Source organism: Variovorax sp. GW822-FHT04E09 (assembly GCF_058800845.1).
Window position 1 is genome coordinate 550,377 of sequence record NZ_JBXAMR010000002.1, and the last position, 19,643, is coordinate 570,019.

General features: G+C 68.6%; 21 protein-coding genes. 9 read left to right on the forward strand and 12 right to left on the reverse strand.

Going from position 1 to position 19,643, the window contains the following annotated elements; all coding sequences use genetic code 11:
* Positions 1-4 precede the first annotated feature (4 nt).
* Positions 5-256, forward strand: a complete 252-nt coding sequence (locus AC1RL8_RS09955; RefSeq protein WP_492685186.1) for a MoaD/ThiS family protein — start codon at positions 5-7, stop codon at positions 254-256.
* Here AC1RL8_RS09955 and dapA read toward each other — a convergent pair.
* Together dapA and AC1RL8_RS09965 are read right to left on the reverse strand one after the other, a co-directional pair.
* A complete protein-coding gene (gene dapA / locus AC1RL8_RS09960) occupies positions 243-1,142 on the reverse strand; it encodes a 4-hydroxy-tetrahydrodipicolinate synthase (RefSeq protein ID WP_492685187.1) in 900 nt (299 codons plus the stop codon). The two genes, AC1RL8_RS09955 and dapA, sit on opposite strands and share 14 nt — an antisense overlap.
* Positions 1,143-1,380: 238 nt before the next feature.
* Entirely contained in the window at positions 1,381-2,406 is a 1,026-nt protein-coding gene (locus AC1RL8_RS09965) for a hypothetical protein (RefSeq protein WP_492685188.1), read from the reverse strand.
* 36 nt (positions 2,407-2,442) lie between these two features.
* On the opposite strand from AC1RL8_RS09965, the gene AC1RL8_RS09970 reads away from it, so the two are divergent.
* Complete coding sequence (locus AC1RL8_RS09970) at positions 2,443-2,928, forward strand: molybdenum cofactor biosynthesis protein MoaE (protein ID WP_492685189.1); 486 nt, start codon at positions 2,443-2,445, stop codon at positions 2,926-2,928.
* A 16-nt stretch (positions 2,929-2,944) separates the two neighbouring features.
* Here AC1RL8_RS09970 and AC1RL8_RS09975 read toward each other — a convergent pair whose 3' ends face one another.
* Together AC1RL8_RS09975 and AC1RL8_RS09980 are read right to left on the reverse strand one after the other, a co-directional pair.
* Positions 2,945-3,781: an acid phosphatase gene (locus AC1RL8_RS09975; protein ID WP_492685190.1), complete on the reverse strand. Its 837-nt coding sequence runs from the start codon at positions 3,779-3,781 to the stop codon at positions 2,945-2,947.
* 116 nt (positions 3,782-3,897) lie between these two features.
* Positions 3,898-4,878, reverse strand: coding sequence for a Bug family tripartite tricarboxylate transporter substrate binding protein (locus AC1RL8_RS09980; protein ID WP_307694197.1), 981 nt, complete (start codon positions 4,876-4,878; stop codon positions 3,898-3,900).
* A 156-nt stretch (positions 4,879-5,034) separates the two neighbouring features.
* Here AC1RL8_RS09980 and clpB point away from each other — a divergent pair, with 156 nt between their 5' ends.
* Both clpB and AC1RL8_RS09990 read left to right on the forward strand, forming a co-directional pair.
* Positions 5,035-7,656: an ATP-dependent chaperone ClpB gene (gene clpB / locus AC1RL8_RS09985; RefSeq protein ID WP_159272522.1), complete on the forward strand. Its 2,622-nt coding sequence runs from the start codon at positions 5,035-5,037 to the stop codon at positions 7,654-7,656.
* 9 nt (positions 7,657-7,665) lie between these two features.
* Complete coding sequence (locus AC1RL8_RS09990) at positions 7,666-7,995, forward strand: hypothetical protein (protein ID WP_223301262.1); 330 nt, start codon at positions 7,666-7,668, stop codon at positions 7,993-7,995.
* Between the two features lie 16 nt (positions 7,996-8,011).
* On the opposite strand, the gene AC1RL8_RS09995 is transcribed toward AC1RL8_RS09990, so the two are convergent.
* The 6 genes from AC1RL8_RS09995 to AC1RL8_RS10020 are packed head-to-tail and all read right to left on the reverse strand — an operon-like array spanning position 8,012 to position 14,634.
* The gene (locus AC1RL8_RS09995; protein WP_492685191.1) at positions 8,012-9,835 is read right to left on the reverse strand and encodes an AMP-dependent synthetase/ligase; all 1,824 of its coding nucleotides are present in this window, start codon (positions 9,833-9,835) and stop codon (positions 8,012-8,014) included.
* Complete coding sequence (locus AC1RL8_RS10000) at positions 9,832-10,665, reverse strand: ABC transporter ATP-binding protein (RefSeq protein WP_095744716.1); 834 nt, start codon at positions 10,663-10,665, stop codon at positions 9,832-9,834. The genes AC1RL8_RS09995 and AC1RL8_RS10000 overlap by 4 nt, the downstream gene beginning before the upstream one ends.
* A gap of 8 nt (positions 10,666-10,673) precedes the next feature.
* Positions 10,674-11,861, reverse strand: a complete 1,188-nt coding sequence (locus tag AC1RL8_RS10005) for an ABC transporter substrate-binding protein (RefSeq protein ID WP_487849224.1) — start codon at positions 11,859-11,861, stop codon at positions 10,674-10,676.
* Positions 11,862-11,876: 15 nt separating this feature from the next.
* Positions 11,877-12,914, reverse strand: a complete 1,038-nt coding sequence (locus AC1RL8_RS10010; RefSeq protein WP_307694195.1) for a branched-chain amino acid ABC transporter permease — start codon at positions 12,912-12,914, stop codon at positions 11,877-11,879.
* 2 nt (positions 12,915-12,916) lie between these two features.
* Positions 12,917-13,795: a branched-chain amino acid ABC transporter permease gene (locus AC1RL8_RS10015; protein WP_307586126.1), complete on the reverse strand. Its 879-nt coding sequence runs from the start codon at positions 13,793-13,795 to the stop codon at positions 12,917-12,919.
* Entirely contained in the window at positions 13,795-14,634 is an 840-nt protein-coding gene (locus AC1RL8_RS10020) for an ABC transporter ATP-binding protein (protein ID WP_139140279.1), read from the reverse strand. Before AC1RL8_RS10020 ends, AC1RL8_RS10015 begins: the two co-directional genes overlap by 1 nt.
* Before the next feature lie 168 nt (positions 14,635-14,802).
* Here AC1RL8_RS10020 and AC1RL8_RS10025 point away from each other — a divergent pair, with 168 nt between their 5' ends.
* From AC1RL8_RS10025 to arfB, 4 genes are read left to right on the forward strand one after another with little or no spacing between them, the layout of a single operon-like run.
* Positions 14,803-15,459 (forward strand): TetR/AcrR family transcriptional regulator, encoded by a 657-nt coding sequence (locus AC1RL8_RS10025; RefSeq protein ID WP_235926668.1) that lies wholly within the window; start codon positions 14,803-14,805, stop codon positions 15,457-15,459.
* A complete protein-coding gene (locus tag AC1RL8_RS10030) occupies positions 15,456-16,247 on the forward strand; it encodes an enoyl-CoA hydratase/isomerase family protein (protein WP_492685192.1) in 792 nt (263 codons plus the stop codon). The genes AC1RL8_RS10025 and AC1RL8_RS10030 overlap by 4 nt, the downstream gene beginning before the upstream one ends.
* Positions 16,248-16,290: 43 nt before the next feature.
* The gene (locus tag AC1RL8_RS10035) at positions 16,291-17,475 is read left to right on the forward strand and encodes an acetyl-CoA C-acyltransferase family protein (protein ID WP_492685193.1); all 1,185 of its coding nucleotides are present in this window, start codon (positions 16,291-16,293) and stop codon (positions 17,473-17,475) included.
* Positions 17,476-17,491: 16 nt separating this feature from the next.
* Complete coding sequence (gene arfB / locus AC1RL8_RS10040; RefSeq protein ID WP_095744721.1) at positions 17,492-17,899, forward strand: alternative ribosome rescue aminoacyl-tRNA hydrolase ArfB; 408 nt, start codon at positions 17,492-17,494, stop codon at positions 17,897-17,899.
* On the opposite strand, the gene AC1RL8_RS10045 is transcribed toward arfB, so the two are convergent.
* On the reverse strand, positions 17,868-18,395 hold the full coding sequence (locus AC1RL8_RS10045; RefSeq protein ID WP_070059738.1) for a DUF2306 domain-containing protein: 528 nt from the start codon (positions 18,393-18,395) through the stop codon (positions 17,868-17,870). The genes arfB and AC1RL8_RS10045 overlap by 32 nt on opposite strands.
* Before the next feature lie 136 nt (positions 18,396-18,531).
* Between AC1RL8_RS10045 and AC1RL8_RS10050 the strand changes: the two genes are divergently transcribed.
* The gene (locus AC1RL8_RS10050) at positions 18,532-19,113 is read left to right on the forward strand and encodes a DUF3299 domain-containing protein (RefSeq protein ID WP_159272505.1); all 582 of its coding nucleotides are present in this window, start codon (positions 18,532-18,534) and stop codon (positions 19,111-19,113) included.
* On the opposite strand, the gene AC1RL8_RS10055 is transcribed toward AC1RL8_RS10050, so the two are convergent.
* The gene (locus AC1RL8_RS10055; RefSeq protein WP_492685194.1) at positions 19,097-19,603 is read right to left on the reverse strand and encodes a GNAT family N-acetyltransferase; all 507 of its coding nucleotides are present in this window, start codon (positions 19,601-19,603) and stop codon (positions 19,097-19,099) included. The genes AC1RL8_RS10050 and AC1RL8_RS10055 overlap by 17 nt on opposite strands.
* Positions 19,604-19,643 lie beyond the last annotated feature (40 nt).

A 19,643-nucleotide genomic window follows, 5' to 3' on the forward strand; every position in this document is an offset into this window, starting at 1 on the left:
CCCCATGAAGGTCCGCATCCGTTATTTCGCCTCAGTGCGCGAGGCACTGTCCAACAGCGGCGAAACCGTCGACACGCAGGCCGGCACGCTCGCGTCCCTGCGCGACGAGCTCATCGCCCGCGGCGGGGCCTACGCCAGCGCGCTCGCACGCGGCAAGGCCGTGCGCATGGCGCTCGACCAGGCCATGAGCGACGAAGCCGCCGCGCTGAGCGACGACTGCGAAGTCGCATTCTTCCCGCCCGTCACGGGCGGCTGAGCCGCGCGTCCAGCGCCACGAGGCGCTCGCGCAGGCCGTCCGACGCGCGGGTCATCGGCGAGCGCAGCTCGTCCCGCAGTTCACCCGCATGCGCCAGCAAGGCCTTCAGTGGGGCCGGGTTGGGTTCGGCGAACAGCATCTCCAGCAGCGGTTGCAGAGGTTGCCATTCGGCGCGCGCTTCGGCCAGCCGGTTCTCGGCCAGCAGGCGCACCAGCCGCACGAGGCGCTTCGTCTGCACATGGCCGCTGGCCGCGATGGCGCCCACGCCGCCTTCGGCCATGGTGGCGAAGATCTGGTGGTCTTCGCCTGTGAGCACCTGCAGCCGGCCGTCGGCGATCACCGCGCGCGTCTTGGCCATGTCGCCGCCGCAGTCCTTGATGCCGCGGATGCGCGGGTGCTCGGCCAGCGCCAGCATCGTCTCGCGCGCGATGGTCACGCCCGTGCGGTAGGGAATGTCGTAGACCAGCACGGGCACCGTGCTGGCATCGGCGATGGCATGGAACCACTCGAGCACGCCGGCCTGCGACGGGCGGATGTAGTGCGGCGCGGCCACCAGCAGGCCCGCCAGCGGGCGTTCCGAGAGCTTGCGGGCCCAGGCCGTGGCCTTGCCCAGGTGGTAGCCCGATACGCCCATCACGACCGGCAGGCCACCCGCGGCGGTCAGCACGGTGTCGAGCACGGCGAGCTGTTCGGCCTCGTCGAGCGCGGCGGCTTCGCCGGTGGAGCCGCAGGGCACGAAGCCGGTCACGCCGTCGTCGGCGAGCCGGCGCACGAGCGCCGCCAGGGCGGTGTGGTCGACCGCGCCGTCGCGGAACGGGGTGACGAGGGCGACCCACAGGCCCGAGAAATCGGTGGCGGTGTCGGCGGTTGGTTGTTGATGTGGCACGCAGGCTTCCTTTCAGGAATCGACCGATGGAAAGAACCACCGTCCGATGCGCGCGCAACCCAAGAGGGGCCAAAGCCTTGGCAGGTTCCGTCGCTCATCCGACGACGGAACCTCGGCTCCGGTCAGACGAGCTTTGGTTTTTTGGCTTTGTTGCCCTGGCGCGCGCGTGCCTGACCTTCGAACGAAGGCGAGAGGCGGGTGGGCGTGCGGCGCGAAGGCATGGGCTGCATTGTCGCGCCTAGGCCGGCGGTGCGGTGGCGCTGCGTTGCAGGCTCACGACACGGCCGCCCTCGGCGGCGCGGGCATTGCCCAGGAACTCGACCGTGACCTGGTTGCCCAGCTGTGCGTCGGTCTTGAGGTCGAGTGCGCCGAACAGCTGGCCGTCGACCCGGAACCATCGCACCTCGGCCGTGTGCTTGCCCTGCGGCACCTGGGCCGTGAGGATTTCGGTGACCGGCCCGCTCACCGTGTGCAGGTGCGTGAACCGGCGTGCGCGCAGCAGCTGCGGCAGCACGCCGACCGCGAACACCAGCGCACAGATGGCGGCTGCGTACCTCGCCATGAACAGGCCGAAGCCCGGGCGAAAACCGTCGGCCCACGCCGTCCCGATCGCCAGGACCGCGCCGCCCGCCAGCACGACGCCCATGAAGCGGCGGTCCGAGCGCCCGGCGCGCCGACGGTCGCGCGAGGTGGCTGGCCGCTCGCTGCGCGTGGCCTGGCGTGCCATCGGATAACGCGTGCGCAGCAGCAGATGCACGGCGTTGTCGCGCGCCACGCATTCGATCTCGACGGGCGCCTGTGCCAGGTGCCGCACCGCCGTCAGCGGTCGGCCCGTGGCGTGGCTGCGAGGCGCGTCCAGGCCCAGCACCGGCACGACGTCGACGTGGAACTGGCCGTCGACCGTGTAGCGCAGCGCGCCGCCGGGCAGGGCGGCCACGTGGTCCACGGTGCCGGCCACGGTGAACTTGCTGTTCTTCGCCAGGGCCTCGCGGGTGGCCTGGGCCAGGCGCCGGTCGATCCGCGTCCGATGGGTGAACAGCCACACGCCCAGCAGCAAGGTGACCAGCGCCGCCGCGTTCATCGCCAGGGCCAGGCCCGCCGGGGCGCCGGGCAGCCGCCCGATCACCACGAAGACGAGGGCGCAGCCCGCCAGCAGCACGGCCAGCACCGCCAGGCCGGCGGCCGGGGTGCGCGCGGCAAGGTCGACGCGCCGCAGCATCTCGACATCGTCGGGCGTCAGGGGCTGCGACGTGGGGGCCGGCATCGGCGCAGTGTAGGGCGGCAGTGCCACAATTTGGGCATGTCCTCGCTCCCTCGCGTTTCCATCCAGACGGCCGACTTCGACGCCGGTGCCGAGATCGCCGCCCTGCGCGCGGCCGACGCGCGCGTCGGCGCCGTCTGCAGCTTCATCGGCACGGTCAGAGACCGCAATGACGGCAGCACCATCGCCTCGATGGAGCTGGAGCACTACCCCGGCATGACCGAGAAGGCCATCGAGGCCATGATCGACGAGGCTCACAAGCGCTTCGACATCCTGGATGCGCGCGTGATCCACCGCGTGGGGCTGCTGCAGCCGCTGGACCAGATCATGATGGTGGCGGTGGTGTCCGCCCACCGCGGCCAGAGCTTCCAGGCCTGCGAGTTCCTGATGGACTACCTGAAGACGCAGGCGCCGTTCTGGAAGAAGGAGCAGACGCCCGAAGGCGCCCGCTGGGTCGATGCCCGCGTGACCGACGACGAAGCGCTGGCGCGCTGGGGCATCGCGGCCTCGAACAGCGCCACCTGAGCGGCGCGGTCGAGACTTACGGTGCGATCAGCGCCGAGGCCGCCAGTGCCTTGGCTTCCGCACCGCAATCCTGAGCGGGCACGGCACCCGCCGCGCGTGCCTTCGCGATCTCCGACCGGGCACCCGCCATCTGCGCCTGGAACACCGGGTTCGTGTGCAGCCTGGCCACCGTCGCCGCGCCGACCAGCCGGCCGTTCTCGATGTCGCTCTGCCAGTGCACGCCGCAGATCGCGCGGCTCTGCGAGAAGGCCCGGCCGCGCTGCAGCAGTGCATCGGCGCGCTCGGGCGCGAGTTCCGTCAGCACCAAGGCCCAGGCCCAGCCCACGGCCGAGTGGCCCGAGGGGTAGGAGCCGTCCTTGGCCAGAAAGGCTTCTTCGGCGGGCGTGCAGCTGCCGGTCTTGAAGGCCACGAAGGGGCGCGTGCGGTTGTAGGTGTTCTTGGCCTTGTAGGTGGCCGTGCCGGCGTCGGCCAGCGTGCGGCGCAGCAGCATGTTCAGGTTCGGCGTGGCCTGCTCGGAGATGGGCATGCCCAGCGCGCACGAGAACACCTCGGCGGCCTTCGGGAACTTGAGGTTGGCGTCCTGCACCGCCAGTGCGCCGCGCGGCGTGCCCTGCAGGGCCGTGAGCGCACGGAAGGTGGCGCCGTCGGCCGCCAGCGCGGCCGAGCCCTCGGCCGGGGGCGCCGGCAGCAGGGCGAGGCTGTCGGGCAACTCGGCAGCGGGCAGGTAGCCCTTCAGGTAGCCCGAGCCCGGGCGCAATTCGCCGACTTCGGCGGGGGCAATGGGGGCTGTACTGCCGCAGGCGCCGAGCAGCAGCGCGGCCGCCAGCGAGGCGGCGAGGGTCGTGAATCGCATGGGGGATGTGTCTCCGGCTTTGTTGTTGGAAGGCGAGGGCCCATCGTAGACGGGCCCCGCCGGGCCGGAAGATCACCCAGGTGACGGCCGTGCTGGGCCGTACCAGGTCGCGCAGCTCAGGGCTTGAAGCCGCTCGCCTGGATGATTTTTTCCCAGGTCTGCGTGTAGGTGCGCACGCGGCCCGCGAACTGGCCCTGGGGCTCGTAGCCGACCGTCAGGCCCATCGTGGTGAGCTTCTGCTTCACGTCGGGCATGGCCAGCACCTTCTGCAGCGCGTCGCCGTACCTGTCGATGACGGCCTGCGGCGTGCCCACCGGCGCGAAGATGCCGTAGTAGGGCAGGTCTTCCAGGTTCGCAAAGCCCAGCTCGGTGAAGGTCGGCACGTTCGGCAGCAGCGCCTGGCGCTTGGCGCCGATGGAGGCCACGATGCGCACCTTGCCCGCGCGGTGGTTCTCGATGAAGTCGGGCACCGAGGCGATGCCCGCCGTGATCTGGTTGCCCAGCATGTCGGCCGTCATGGGCGCGCTGCCGCGGTACGGTGCGGGCTGCACGTCGATCTTGTACTTGTCCGAGATCATCTTCACCAGGAATTCGGGGATCGACGCGGGTGCCGGCACGCCGATGGTTTCCTTGCCGCCCTTTTGCGTGCGGATCCACTTCACGTACTCGTCGATGCTCTTGGCCGGCGTGCCGCCCGACACCGCCAGCACGTTGGCGAAGGTGGCAAAGCCGGCCACGGGCACGAAGTCGGTCGCGGGGTTGAAGCCCGGGTTCTTCACCACCTGCGGCAGGATCGAGATGGAGTGGTCATGCGACAGGAACAGCGTGTGGCCGTCGGCCGGCGCGGCCTTCAGCGCCTGCGCCGCGATCTGGCCGCCCGCGCCCGCACGGTTCTCGACCACCACGGGCACGCCCAGCACGTCCTTGAGCTTTTCGCCCAGGGTGCGCGCAATGGCGTCGGTGCCCGCGCCGGCGGGAAAGCCCACCAGAAGGCGCACCGGCGTGCCGCTCTGGGCCTGCGCCAGGCCGGCCATGCCCATGGCCGCTGCCAGGAGACCCACGCTGAACGCGCGGCGCATCGGTTGGACGCGCTGCATTGAAAAAACCATGATCGACTCCATTCGAAGAAAGAGAGAAATGCCTACGGCAGGACGGTGCGGGGCCCGGTGCAATACCCGTGCCCAGGGTGCAAATCCGATTCGCAACCTTGAATCGTGCCCGAACAGCCCTATTTTGGATGCAGGAATACCACCATGCGACAAGACAAACTCACCACCAAATTTCAGGAAGCACTGAGCGACGCCCAGTCGCTCGCCCTTGGCAGCGACAACGCCTACATCGAACCGGCCCACCTGCTGGTCGCGATGCTGCGCCAGGACGACGGCCCGCGCGCCCTGCTGGAGCGTGCCGGCGTCAACGTGCCCGGGCTGCTGCAGGCCGCCGAAGGCGCCATCAAGAAACTGCCCCAGGTGCAGGGCCACGACATCGTGCAGGTCGGCCCCGAGCTGGGCAAGCTGCTGCAGGCGACCGAGAAGGAAGCCATCAAGCGCAATGACCAGTTCATTGCGGGCGAACTCTTTCTGCTCGCCGTGGCCGACAGCAAGGCCGACATCGGCAAGATCGCCAAGGACAACGGCCTGAGCCGCAAGTCGCTCGAGGCCGCCATCGAGGCCGTGCGCGGCGGGCAGGGCGTGAACAGCGCCGACGCCGAAGGCCAGCGCGAAGCCCTCAAGAAATACTGCCTGGACCTCACCGAGCGCGCCCGCCTGGGCAAGCTCGACCCGGTCATCGGCCGCGACGAGGAAATCCGCCGCGCCATCCAGGTGCTGCAACGCCGCACCAAGAACAACCCCGTGCTCATCGGCGAACCCGGCGTGGGCAAGACCGCCATCGTCGAAGGTCTGGCCCAGCGCATCGTCGCGGGCGAGGTGCCCGAGTCGCTCAAGGGCAAACGCGTGCTGTCGCTCGACATGGCCGCGCTGCTGGCCGGTGCCAAGTTCCGCGGCGAGTTCGAAGAGCGCCTGAAGACCGTGCTCAACGAACTCGCGAAGGACGAAGGCCAGACCATCGTCTTCATCGACGAGCTGCACACCATGGTCGGTGCCGGCAAGGCCGAAGGCGCGATGGACGCGGGCAACATGCTCAAGCCCGCGCTCGCGCGCGGCGAGCTGCACTGCGTGGGTGCCACCACCCTGGACGAGTACCGCAAGTACATCGAGAAGGACGCCGCGCTGGAGCGCCGCTTCCAGAAGATCATCGTGGGCGAGCCCAGCGTCGAGGCCACCATCGCCATCCTGCGCGGCCTGCAGGAGAAGTACGAAGTGCACCACGGCGTGCAGATCACCGACCCGGCCATCGTGGCCGCGGCCGAGCTGTCTGATCGCTACATCACCGACCGCTTCCTGCCCGACAAGGCCATCGACCTGATCGACGAGGCCGCGGCCAAGATCAAGATCGAGATGGACTCCAAGCCCGAGGTCATGGACCGCCTCGACCGCCGCCTGATCCAGCTGCAGATCGAGCGCGAAGCCGTGCGCCGCGAAAAGGACGAAGCCTCGCAGAAGCGCTTCGGCCTCATCGAGGACGAGATCACCAAGCTGCAAAAGGAAATCGCCGACTACGACGAGATCTGGCAGGCCGAGAAGGCCCAGGCCCAGGGCAGCGCGCACGTGCGCGAAGACATCGACAAGATCAAGTTCCAGATCGAGGAATGGAAGCGCAAGGGCGACTTCAACAAGGTCGCCGAGCTGCAATACGGCCAACTGCCGGCGCTCGAGAAGCGCCTGAAGGAAGCCGAAGAGAGCGAGGCGAGCAAGGGCAAGTCCAGTGCGCCCACGCTGCTGCGCACGCAGGTCGGTTCGGAAGAAATCGCCGAGGTCGTGGCACGCGCCACCGGCATCCCGGTCGCCAAGCTGATGCAGGGCGAACGCGACAAGCTGCTCGTGATGGAAGACAAGCTGCACGAGCGCGTGGTCGGCCAGGACGAGGCCATCGGTGCGGTCGCCAACGCGATCCGCCGCTCGCGCTCGGGCCTGAGCGATCCGAACCGCCCCACGGGTTCGTTCCTGTTCCTCGGCCCCACGGGCGTGGGCAAGACCGAACTGTGCAAGGCGCTCGCGGGCTTCCTGTTCGACAGCGAAGACCACCTGATCCGCATCGACATGAGCGAGTTCATGGAGAAGCATTCGGTCGCCCGCCTCATCGGCGCGCCGCCGGGCTACGTGGGCTATGAAGAGGGCGGCTACCTCACGGAAGCCGTGCGCCGCAAGCCCTACAGCGTGGTGCTGCTCGACGAGGTCGAGAAGGCCCACCCCGACGTGTTCAACGTGCTGCTGCAGGTGCTCGACGACGGTCGCCTCACGGACGGCCAGGGCCGCACCGTGGACTTCAAGAACACCGTGATCGTGATGACCAGCAACATCGGCTCGCCGATCATCCAGGCGATGGTGGGCCAGCCGAGCGAGGAGATCAAGGAAGCGGTGTGGGACGAGCTGAAGAACTACTTCCGCCCCGAGTTTCTGAACCGCATCGACGAGACCGTCGTGTTCCACGCGCTCGACGCGAAGAACATCGAATCGATCGCCGCGATCCAGCTCAAGGTGCTGCAGGCGCGCCTGGCGAAGATGGACCTGGGCCTGCAGGTGTCGCCTGCGGCGCTGGCCGAAATTGCCAAGGTCGGCTTCGACCCGGTGTTCGGTGCGCGTCCGCTCAAGCGTGCGATCCAGCAGCGCATCGAGAACCCGCTCTCGAAGCTGTTGCTGGACGGCAGCTTCGGGCCGAAGGACACGATCGAGGTCGAAACCGACCCGATCCAGTCGCCGGGCCAGTTCTCGTTCCGCAAGGGCGGGGAACCAACGGCGGCTGCATCGGCCTAAAGTCGGATGATGAACTTCATTCTTCGCGTCATTCTTCTGCTCCTGGGGCTGGTCTTCGCGGCCAGCCTGGCCGTGGCGGCCCTGCTGCTGGCGGCGGTGTGGGGTGTGCGCTACGCCTGGGGGCGCCTCACGGGCAAGCCCGTGACGCCCTGGGTCATGCGTTTCAACCCGCGCTCGGGTTTCGACCGATTTCGCCATGCGGCACAACAGCCGGCCGAGCCCACGGCCGCCGACGTGGTCAGTGCCCGTGCGCGCGGCGAGTCGGTGCGCAGCCCGGTCGTGCTGGGCCCGGCCGACGATGTGACCGACGTGCGGGCCCGCCCCGTGCGCGGCGACTGAGCCTCTTTCTTCCCGATCAGGCGCTGTACAGCGCCTCGATCTCGTTGGCGTAGGCCTTGTAGATGCTGGAGCGCCGCACCTTCATGGTCGCGGTGACTTCACCGTCGTCATGGTCCAACTCTTTGGTGAGCAGATGAAAACGTCTGATCTGCGACACCTGCGCCAGCTTCCCATTGCCGCGCGCCACTTCGGCCTCGATCAGCGCGCGCACCTTGGGTTCTTCCACCAGCGAGCGGAAATGCGTGAAGGGCAGGCGCTGCGCCTCGGCCCATTTGCCGACGGTCTCGTAGTCGATCTGCAGCAGCGCGCCCACGAACTTGCGGCCGTCCGCCACCACGATGCATTCCTTGATGAAGGGGCTGCCCTTCATGGTGTTCTCGATCTCCGAGGGCGTGAGGTTCTTGCCGCCGGCGGTGATCATGATGTCCTTCAGCCGGTCGACGATGCGCAGCTGTCCGCCGGCTTCCTCGCGCACCACGTCGCCCGTGTGCAGCCATCCATCGCGGATCGATGAGGCTGTGGCCTCGGGGTTCTTGTAGTAGCCCTCGAAGACCATGTCGCCGCGCACCAGCAGCTCGCCGGCTTCGCCCACGCGGTGCTCGGTGCCCAGCGTGGGCGGGCCGACGGTGCCGATGGTCACGGCGTCGGCGCGGTGGCCCGAGACCATGCCGGTCGATTCGGTGAGCCCGTACACCTCGACCAGCGGCACGCCCAGCGTGCGAAAGAAGCGCACCACGTCCGCCGGGATCGGCGCCGCGCCCGTGAGCGCGATGCGCGCGCGGCGCAGGCCGATGAAGTTCTGCAGGGCGCGCAGCACGGTCCAGTAGGCGAGGGCGAAGCGGCCGCGCTCGGCCAGCGTCCAGGCGCTGCGCGGCTTCTCGGCCAGCGGCGCGCAGGCCTCGATGGCCTTGTGGAACAGCGCGCGCTGCAGCCGCCCGGTTTCCTGCATCTTGATGCTGATGCCCGCGTGCAGCTTTTCCCAGATGCGCGGCACGCCGAGGAACATGGTGGGCGCCACTTCGCGCAGGTCTTCCTGCACGGTGCGGATCGATTCGCCGAAGTTGACCTGCGAGCCCAGGTACAGCGGCACGAAGGCCGTGAGCATCTGCTCGGCCACGTGGCACAGCGGCAGGTACGACAGGTGCGTGGTGCTGCCGTCGAGCCCGAGCCGATCGACGATGCCCGGCACGACGCCGCGGATGTTGCGGTACGAAATCATCGCGCCCTTGGGCTTGCCCGTGGAGCCTGAGGTGTAGATCATCAAACCGATGTCGGCCAGCGTCTGGCGCTGCAGCGCGGCGTCGATCAGCGAGGTGCCGTCGCGTGCCAATACTTCGACGCCGGCCTGCTCGACCTCTGCAAAGGTCGCGATGCGCTCGCGCACGTCGGGTGGGTAGCTTGCGAGGCCCTTGGTCTCGATCACGACGATCTTGCGCAGGCGCGGCAATTGGTCGAGGGCGTCGAGCACCTTGTCGGTCTGCTCCTGGTCTTCGCAGACGATCACCTCGATGTCCGCATGGCCGACCACGTAGGCCACCTCGTTGCTCGGGCTCGTGGGGTACACGCCCACGGTCACGGCGCCGATGAGCCCCGCGCCCATCTGCGCGAGCAGCCACTCGACGCGGTTCTCGGAGATCACGCCCAGGTGCCCGCCGGGCGCGAGGCCCATCGCGTGCAGGCCCAGGCCGAAGCGGCTGGCGCGCTGCAGGTAGCCGGCCCAGTCCAGCGGATGCCAGATGCCGAAGTCCTTCTGCCGGATCGCGATGCGCTGCGGCTGCAGGCGTGCCTGCTCGCGCAGCATCTGCGGCAGCGTGAGCGAAGGGAGCGGGTTCGTCGTCATGACAGCCAGCGCTTGCGGCGCTTGTAGTGCTTCAGCTCGCGGAAGCTGCGCGATTCGCCGCTGCCGCCCACGCCCAGGTAGAACTCGCGCACGTCGGGGTCGGCCGCGAGGCGCTCGGCGCTGCCGTCGATCACGACCTTGCCGCTTTCCATGATGTAGCCCGTGTGCGCAATGGCCAGTGCCACGCTGGCGTTCTGTTCCACCAGCAGCATCGAGGTGCCGCGCTCGGCGTTGATGCGCGCGATGATCGTGAAGATGTCCTCGACCAGCTTGGGCGACAGGCCCAGCGAAGGCTCGTCGAGCAGGATCAGTTGAGGTTGCGCCACCAACGCGCGGCCGATGGCGAGCATCTGCTGCTCGCCGCCCGAGAGGTAGCCCGCGAGGCCCTTGCGGCGCTCGTGCAGGCGAGGGAAGTAGGCGTAGACGTCGTCGAAGTTGCGCGACGCGGGCGCAACGCCCGTGCGCCCGGTCAGCGCGTAGGTCGCAGCGACGAGATTCTCTTCGACCGTAAGGTCTTCGAACACGCGCCGGCCTTCCATCACATGGCTCAGGCCGCGCCGCACGAGTTGCTGCGGCGCGAGCCGCTCGGTGGGGGCGCCGTCGAACACGATGCGCCCGGCCTCGACCTCGCCGTCTTCCAGCGCGAGCAGGCCCGACACCGCCTTCAGCGTGGTCGACTTGCCCGCGCCGTTGCTGCCCAGCAGCGCCACGATCTGCCCGCGCGGCACGGCCAGCGACAGGCCGCGCAGCACCTGCACGACCTTGTTGTAGACCACCTCGATGTTGTTGACCTCCAGAACGAGGTCGGGCGGTGCCGCGCGCGCGTCCATCGTGTCGATCAGTTCAGTGCGATCCAGTCCGACGCCGGCACCATCTTCTGCGCCTTCATGTCGGCCTTGTAGACGCGGCCCACGGGGATGGAGTTGCCCTTGATGGTGATCGGCGTGCCGATGATCCCGCCGGTGTCGAAGTCCTTGATGGTGTTGAGCGCGGCCTTCAGGTTCTTGCCGTCCAGCGGCTTGCCGGCGTCGAGCGTGCGCTTGGCGGCCTCGGTGAACAGCATCGCCGTGAGGAAGCCCTGCGTGTAGGCCGTGCTCTGGTACTCGGGGCGCAGCGCGCGGATCTTGTCGAGCATTGGCGCCTTGGCCGAGGTGTCGTAGTAGTAGCGGTAGGGCATGACGCCCATGAAGCCGTCGCCGCCTTCGCCCATCTTCATGACGGTGGAGCTGTCCATGGTCCAGAAGGTGCCCATCCACTTGCTGGTCATGCCCATCTGCTTGCCCTGCTGCACGAACTCGGGAATGGGCGCCAGGATGTAGCCGTGGAAGATCGTGTAGTCGGGCGCGGCACGGCGCAGCTTGATGACCTCGGTCGACACGTCGACGCTGCCCGCGGGCGTCATGAGCTTCACCGGCACGCTCAGGCCCAGCTTCTTGGCAGCGGCTTCGCTGGCCTCGATGGGGTCGCGGCCGAACTCGGAGTCGGAGTACACGAAGGCCACCTTGGCGCCCGGCTTTTCCTTGGCGATGTGGCGCAGCAGGATGCCGATCTGCTCGGTGTAGTCGGGGCCCACCAGGAACTGGTTCGGGTACTTGGCCGGGTCGTTGAGCTCGGTGGCGAACGAGGCGCCCGCCATCAAAATCTGGCCGCCGCGGTCCAGCTCGGGGTTGATGGTCTTGGAGAAACCGGTGGAGTCGCCGTAGTAGAGGTTGACCTTGTTCTGGCTCGTGATCTTCTTGAAGGCCGCCACCGACACGTCGACCTTGTAGCCCGTGTCTTCCGGCACGTAGCGCAGCTTGCGGCCCTTGATGCCGCCCGCGTCGTTGACGATCTTCACGTAGTCGGCAATGCCGGCGTTGATGCCCACGCCCGCGAAGGCGAACACGCCGGTCATGGGGATCGAGCCGCCGATGACGATGTCCTCGTTGCCTTGCGCATTCGCCGCGAACGGCACGGCTGCGGCCAGGCCCGCGGCGATCAGCAGGGCGCGGCGCTGGGGGGAAAGCTTCTTCGTTGTCTTGGGCATGTGTGTCTCCTGGTTCTAGTTACGAAACGGCCATAGATGGAAAAAGCGGCGTATGCGCCGCCACACTTCTGCGAGCCCGTGCGGCTCGAACACCAGAAATCCGACGATCAGCAGGCCGAAGACGACGGTGCGCACCGGCGAGAGGAACACGGTCATCTCGACGCCGCCCGGCAGCAGGTCGACCACCAGCTTGAGCAGCTCGGGCACCATGGTCATGAACACGGCGCCGAAGATGCCGCCCAGGATGGTGCCCATGCCGCCGACGATGATGGCGGCCAGGAAGAAGATCGACATCAGGAGCGGAAAGCTCTCGGGCGTGACCACGCGGAAGAAGTAGGCCCACAGGCCACCGGCCACACCTGCGTAGAATGACGACAGCCCGAACGACAGCAGCTTGTAGCGCAGCAGTGGAATGCCCAGCACCTCGGCCGAGATGTCGCGGTCGCGGATGGCGATGAAGGCGCGCCCCACGCGCGTGCGAAACAGGTTGGCCGCGCCGAGCACCATGAGCACCATCACGGGCACGATCACCCAGTACAGGCGAAACGACGTGTCCAGCGGCAGGCCGAAGAGCTGCGCGGGCGGCAGCGAGATGCCCGTGGTGCCGCCCGTGAGCTTGAGGTTGGCGAACAGGAAGTGCGTGATGAACGACGCGGCGATGGTCGCGATGGCCAGGTACAGGCCCTTCACGCGCAGCGACGGGATGCCGACGACCAGCCCGCCGAGCATCGCGACCACGCCGCCCGCGAGGATGTTGAGCAGGAAGGGCGTGCCCAGCCGCGTCTGCATGATCGCGACGGTGTAGGCGCCCAGCCCCATGAACGCGGCCTGCCCGAGGCTCACGAGGCCTGTGTAGCCCGTGAGGATGTTCAGCCCCGTGGCGCTCGCCACGTTGATGGCGACGAGGCACGCGAGGTACAGCCAGTAGTCGCTGGCCATGAAGGGGAACAGCACGAGCAGCGCCGCGCCGATCGCGAGCCACACCTTCTGCGTGCGCGAATCGAACAGCGCCGCGTCGGCGATGTAGCTTTGCTTGAGGGTGCCGATGCGCATGGCTAGAGCCTCTCGATCTCGTGCGTGCCGAAGAGCCCGTAGGGCCGCACCATCAGCACGAACACCAGCACGATGAAGGTGGCGAGCAGCTTGTATTCGCCGCCCAAGTAGGAGCCGGCGAGCGCCTCGATCAGGCCGATGAGCACGCCGCCCACCAGCGCGCCGAGCACGCTGTCGAGCCCGCCGACGATCACCACCACCAGCACCGACAGCCCGAACACGCCCATCGACGACGAGATGCCGCCGATGGCGCCGACGATGATGCCGGCCACCGCCGCGATCATGGACGAGGCCACCCAGGCCAGCGAGAACACGCGCGGCACGTGGATGCCCATCGAGTACGCCGCCGCCTGGTCGGAGGCCGTGGCCCGCAGCGCCACGCCGCCGCGCCAGAAGCGGAACAGCAGCAGCACCAGCCCGATCAGCACCACGGCGATCAGCGCGCCGTAGGCGATCTTCGGTGCCAGGAAGGCCTCGCCGATCATCACGGGCGTGTTGGGCAAAAACTCGGGCAGGCGGCGCTGGTCGGCGGTCCAGATGATCTCGACCAGCCCGACGAGGATCGACGCCAGCCCCACCGTCACCATGAACACCGAGATCGGCGGCTCGCCCAGCAGCGGGCGGATCATGGTGCGCTCGATCACCGCGCCCAGCAGGCCGGTGCCGATCACCGAGCCCAGCACCGCCATCCAGATCGGCAGCGAGAAGCTCGCGGCGAAGGTGAAGAACAGGTAGGCGCCGACCATCAGCATCTCGCCGATGGCGATGTTGACCACGCGCGTCGCCTTGTAGACCAGCACGAAGGCCAGCGCCGCCAGCGCGTACAGGCCGCCGCCGGCGATGCCGGTGAGCGCGATCTCGAAGAGGTAGGCCCAATCCATCAGGCGGCTCCCACGGCAGCTTCGCCGCGCAGCCGGCGACGCAGCTCGCCCACGTCGCCTGCGCCGAGGTAGGCGCGGATCACTTCCGGGTCGGCCTGCACCTGCGCGGGCGTGCCTTGCGCGATGACCTGGCCGAAGTTGAGCACCACCACGTGGTCCGAGAGGTCCATCACCATGCCCATGTCGTGCTCCACCATCAGCACCGTGATGCCCCATTCGCGCCGCACGTCGAGGATGAAGCGCGCCATGTCTTCGGTCTCTTCGCGGTTCATGCCGGCCACGGGCTCGTCGAGCATCAGCACCTTGGGCTGCATTGCGAGCGCGCGCGCCATTTCGACGCGCTTCTGCAGGCCGTAGGGCAGGGCGGCCACCGAGGCGTGGCGGATGTGGTCGATCTCGAGGAAATCGATGATGCGTTCTTCCACGTCGCGGCGCAGCTCGGCCTCTTCGCGGCGCGCGCGGCCCAGGTAGAAGAGGGCGTCGAACACGTTGGTCTTCAGGTGGGTGTGGCGGCCGAGCTTGATGTTGTCGAGCACGGTCATGCCGCGGAACAGCGCGATGTTCTGGAAGCTGCGCGCCAGGCCCAGCGCGGCGCGCTTGGGGGCGGGCAGGCGGGTGATGTCGGCGCCCTCGAACAGCACGCGGCCCTGCGAAGGCTTGTAGAAGCCCGAGATGGTGTTGAACAGCGAGGTCTTGCCCGCGCCGTTGGGCCCGATCACCGCGGTGATGGAGCCGGGCGCGACGCTGAAGCCGACGTTGGTGAGCGCCTTCACGCCGCCGAATGCCAGCGTCAACGCCTCGGCCTGCAGCACCGGGGCCGTGGCGGAAGGTGCGGACATGGAGGTATCCCGTCGAGTCTCGTCAGGCATGGCTAAGGGGCGCGCCGCAAGGTCAGGGTTTGTGTCCAGCAGCGAAATGCTACTGGCCCGTAAAATTCCTACTGGCCGGTAATGTCCGTGTTCGCCGCAGTTCGCGGCATCGGGACTTTCCCCGCCCGCACAAACCCCATGCCCCGTTCCACCGCCGTTCCTGCTTCAGCCTCTCCGTGGGCGCCCGCCGACCGCCGTGCGCAGCAGCGCGAGGTCAAGCGCATGGCCGTGTTGCGCACGGCCGCCCAGCTGTTCAACGAGCGCGGCTTCCACGCGACCTCGCTCGACGACATTGCCGAGCGGCTCAACGTGAGCAAGCCCACGCTGTACTACTACATCGAGAACAAGGACCAGATCCTGCTCGAGTGCGTGAAGATGGCGCTGGACCTCATGCAGACCGGCATCGGCGAGGTGCGCGCCGCGGGCGGCAGTGCCATCGACCAGCTCAAGGCCTGCATGCGCATCTACTCGGGCGTGGTCACGCAGGACTTCGGCATGTGCGTGATCCGCATCGGCGAAGACCCGCTGCCCGATCCGCTCAAGAAGGAACTGCGCCGCCTCAAGGCCGGCATCGACGGGCATTTCCGCCGCCTCATCGAGGAGGGCGTGGCCGAAGGCGCGCTCGCCCCCTGCGACCCGAAGATGGCGGCCTTCATGCTGGCCGGCGCGCTGAGCTGGATCGGCCGCTGGTACCGCCCCGACGGCGACCTCACGCCCGACCAGATCGCCGACCAGGGCATCGAGCTGCTGCTCAACGGCGTGCTGCAGCGCGCCCCGACGAAAGCGAACCCATGACTTCAGAGACTTCTTCTTCGCCCCTGCTGGTGGGCCGCGAAGGCGCGGTGGCCACGCTGCGCTTCAACCGGCCGGCCGCGCTCAACGCCATCGACGTGCCGATGGCCACTGCCTTCCTCGCCGCCGCGCGCGCGTTGGCTGCCGACAGGAGCGTGCGCGCCGTGCTGCTGAGCGGCGCGGGCAAGGGCTTCATGGCCGGCGGCGACCTCGGCGTGCTCAGCGCCGACCCGAAGCAGGGCGCGGCCGACCTCATCGGCCCGCTGCACGAGGCGCTCACCGTGCTCGACGCCATGGACGCGCCGCTGGTCGCGCAGGTGCACGGCGTGGCGGCCGGCGCGGGGCTGAGCCTGATGCTGCAGGCCGACTTCGTGCTCGCGGCCGAGCGCACGCGCTTCAACCTGGCCTACGTGAACGTCGGCACCAGCTGTGACGTCGGCGCCTCGTGGGCGCTGCCGCGCCTGGTCGGCATGCGCCGCGCGCTCGAGATCGCGATGCTCGGCGACACCTACGACACCGCCGCCGCCGAGCGCATGGGCCTCATCAACCGCGTGGTGCCCGCGGCCGAGCTCGAAGCCGAGGCCATGGCGCTCGCGCAGCGGCTGGCCAAGGGCCCGACCGTGGCGCTGGGCCACCTGCGCCGGCTGATGCGCGGCTCGCTCGACCGCGACCTCGCGACCCAGCTCGATGCCGAGTCGGCCGCGTTCCAGTCGTGCGCCACCACCGCCGATTTCCGCATCGGCCTCGATGCCTTTTTCGGCAAGAAGCCCGCGGCCTTCACGGGCCGCTGAAGAATTCGCTGTTTTCGTTTTTTCAATCCAGGAGATCCATCCCATGACTTCACGCGACATCTTCGTGGTCGGCACCGCCCGCACCGCCATCGGCACCTTCGGCGGCGCGCTCAAGGACGTGCCCAACACGCAACTGGCCACCACCGCCGTCAAGGCCGCCATCGAGCGCAGCGGCGTGGCCGCCGACGCCATCGGCCATGTGGTCATGGGCAACGTGATCCCCACCGACGTGAAGGACGCCTACCTGAGCCGCGTGGCCGCGATCGACGCGGGCTGCCCGATCGAGACGCCGGCCTTCAACGTGAACCGCCTGTGCGGCTCGGGCCTGCAGGCCATCGTGTCGGCGGCGCAAGCCATTGCACTGGGCGACTGCGACATCGCCATCGGCGGCGGCTCCGAATCGATGAGCCGCGGCCCGTACTTCGACACCTCGGCCCGCTACGGCGCACGCATGGGCGACGCGGTGCTGGTCGACTACATGCTGGGCATCCTGCACGACCCGTGGGAGAAGATCCACATGGGCATCACGGCCGAGAACGTGGCCGCGCGCTACGGCATCACGCGCGAGCAGATGGACGAACTGGCCGTGACCAGCCAGCAGCGTGCCGCCGCCGCCATTGCCGCGGGCCGCTTCAAGGAGCAGATCGTTCCGGTCGAGGTGAAGACGCGCAAGGGCATCGTGCTGTTCGACACCGACGAGCACGTGCGCGCCGACACCACCGTCGACACGCTGTCGAAGATGAAGCCCGCGTTCAAGAAGGACGGCCTCGTGACCGCCGGCAACGCCTCGGGCATCAACGACGGCGCCGCCGCCGTGGTGCTGGCCGAAGGCGGCCGCGTGAAGGCGCTGGGCCTGAAGCCGCTGGCACGCCTCGTGGGCTACGCGCACGCGGGCGTCGAGCCGGCGTACATGGGCATCGGCCCGGTGCCGGCCACGCGCAAGGTGCTGGAGCGCACGGGCCTGAAGGTCAGCGACTTCGACGTGATCGAGTCGAACGAAGCGTTCGCCGCGCAGGCCTGTGCCGTCATCAAGGAGCTGGGCTTCGACCCCGCCAAGGTGAACCCGAACGGCTCGGGCATTTCGCTCGGCCACCCGGTGGGCGCGACCGGCGCGATCATCACGACGAAGGCGATCGCCGAGCTGCACCGCACCGGTGGCCGCTACGCGTTGGTCACGATGTGCATCGGCGGCGGCCAAGGCATTGCCGCCGTCTTCGAACGCGTTTGAGGGCACACTCGCGGGCATGCTCCGCCCCCCACTCCTGATCGACCCCGACGAGGTCGACTTCAGCGCCATCCGCGCGCAGGGGGCGGGCGGGCAGAACGTCAACAAGGTGTCGAGCGCGGTGCACCTGCGCTACGACATCCACGCCAGCTCGCTGCCCGCCGATGTGAAGGAACGGCTGCTCGCCTTGCGCGACAGCCGCATCACGCAGGAAGGTGTGTTCGTGCTCAAGGCGCAGCAGCACCGCACGCAGGAGATGAACCGCGCCGACGCGCTCGCGCGGCTGCAGGCGGTGATCGACAGCGTGGCCACGCCGCCGCGCGTGCGGCGCGCCACCAAGCCCACCTACGGTTCGAAGCAGCGCCGGCTCGAAGGCAAGAGCCAGCGCTCGCAGATCAAGAGCCTGCGCGGGCGGGTGCAGGACTGACCGGCTTGTCGCCGCGCAGCCGCTTGATCTGCAGTGTCACGCCGACCACGTACAGCGCGCCGAGCACCGCGGTGATCGCCTTCAGTTCGGGCGCCTCGGCGTTCGGCAGCAGCGGCGCGCCCAGCGGAAAGCGCGTCAGCGTTTCGGTGAAGGCCGGAATCCAGTGGAAGAGAAAGCTCGCCGAATAGGCGACCGCCTCGATGTAGCGCGACTTCGGCCCGAGCCGCCCATACCCCGCCAGCGCGCCGACGGCCAGCGCCACCAAAGTGATGATGCCCAGCGCATGCGGCTTGCCGAAGCCGCCGTGCTGGAAGATGCCGAAGCCCGTGAGGCAGGTCAGCACCGTGGTCCAGACGAAGACCTGGCCCAGGCCGGTGCGCAGGGTGATTTCCTTGTAGCGCAGCAGGGCCCAGATGCCTGCGAACACGGCGATCAGGCTGATCGCCGTGTGAACCGTGCCGAGTGACGTCAATCCAAGCCATCCTGTGGGTGCCATGCGGATCTCCTCGTGGTCGTGGTGCGGCATTCTGGCGCGGCGCCCGCCTTTTTGCCATGTGTGCCCATTCGTTTCAGGGCAGGTCTTCCAGCCCGCCCCGAGCGCTGTGTCACCTTCGGCAAGCACAATCGGGGCCATGAGTGTTTTTGTTCGTCGCACGGGAATGGTGCTGCTGATGGCGGTCGCGGGCAGCCTGCTGTCCGCCTGCAGCCCGGACGCGGCCCAGGGGCAGGGCGCGGCCAGCGCGCCGGCCGCGCAGGAGATGGCCTGGGACGCGCTGGTGCCCAAGGAGTGGGACCCGACCCAGCGCTACCGCAACATCAGCCTCGAGGCGCTGCGCGACAACGACCCGCGCGCGATCCAGATGCTCGACGAGATGCGCGCCGTCTGGGACAACGCGCCGGTCAACGTCGCGCTCGACGGCAAGCCCGCCACGCTCTCGGGCTTCGTCGTGCCGCTCGATGCCACGCAAGACGGCATCCGCGAGTTCTTGCTGGTGCCGTACTTCGGCGCCTGCATCCACACCCCACCGCCGCCCGCCAACCAGATCGTCCACGTGATCGCGCCCGCGCCCGTGAAGGGACTGCACGCCATGGACACGGTGCGCGTGAGCGGCACGCTGAAGGCGGCGCGCTACGCATCGGCCGACATGGGCGTGAGCGGCTACGAGATCGCGTCGGCGGCGGTCGAGCGGGTGGCTGTCACGCAGGGGCCGTGAAGGCCGCCAGTTCGCCCAGGGCCGGCTGCAGCAACCGATAGCTCAGTCGCTCCGCAACCTGGAAGGCGCCGAGCCCTTCATAGAACGCGATGCCCCGCGCATTCGTCGCCTTCACGGGCCAGTCGATGCGGTGGCATCCGTTGGCGATGGCGCGCGCGGCCACCCACGCCATGAGGGCGCGGCCCGCCCCGGCGCTGCGGTGGCCCGACTTCACGTAGAGCTCCTTGAGCTGGCAGTGCCTGCGTTGCTCCGGTGCGAAGTCGACCAGCGAAAAAACCCAGGTGATCGCGGCCAGCCCGACCACGGTGTGCGCGTCTGTCGATGCCACTACCAGCTGGTGCGGCGACCCGGGGGCGAGGAGATTGCCCAGCAGGTGCTCGCGCACCAGCTTGTGCGGCACGCGCGCGCCTTCGTTGTAGAAGGCGTGCAGCTCGGCCAGCAGCTCGATGAGCGAATCGTGTTGGGCTTCGGACACCAGATCGACGTGCATGGCATTTCCTTCGGATGGGGCTGCGTGACTGCCGGATTCT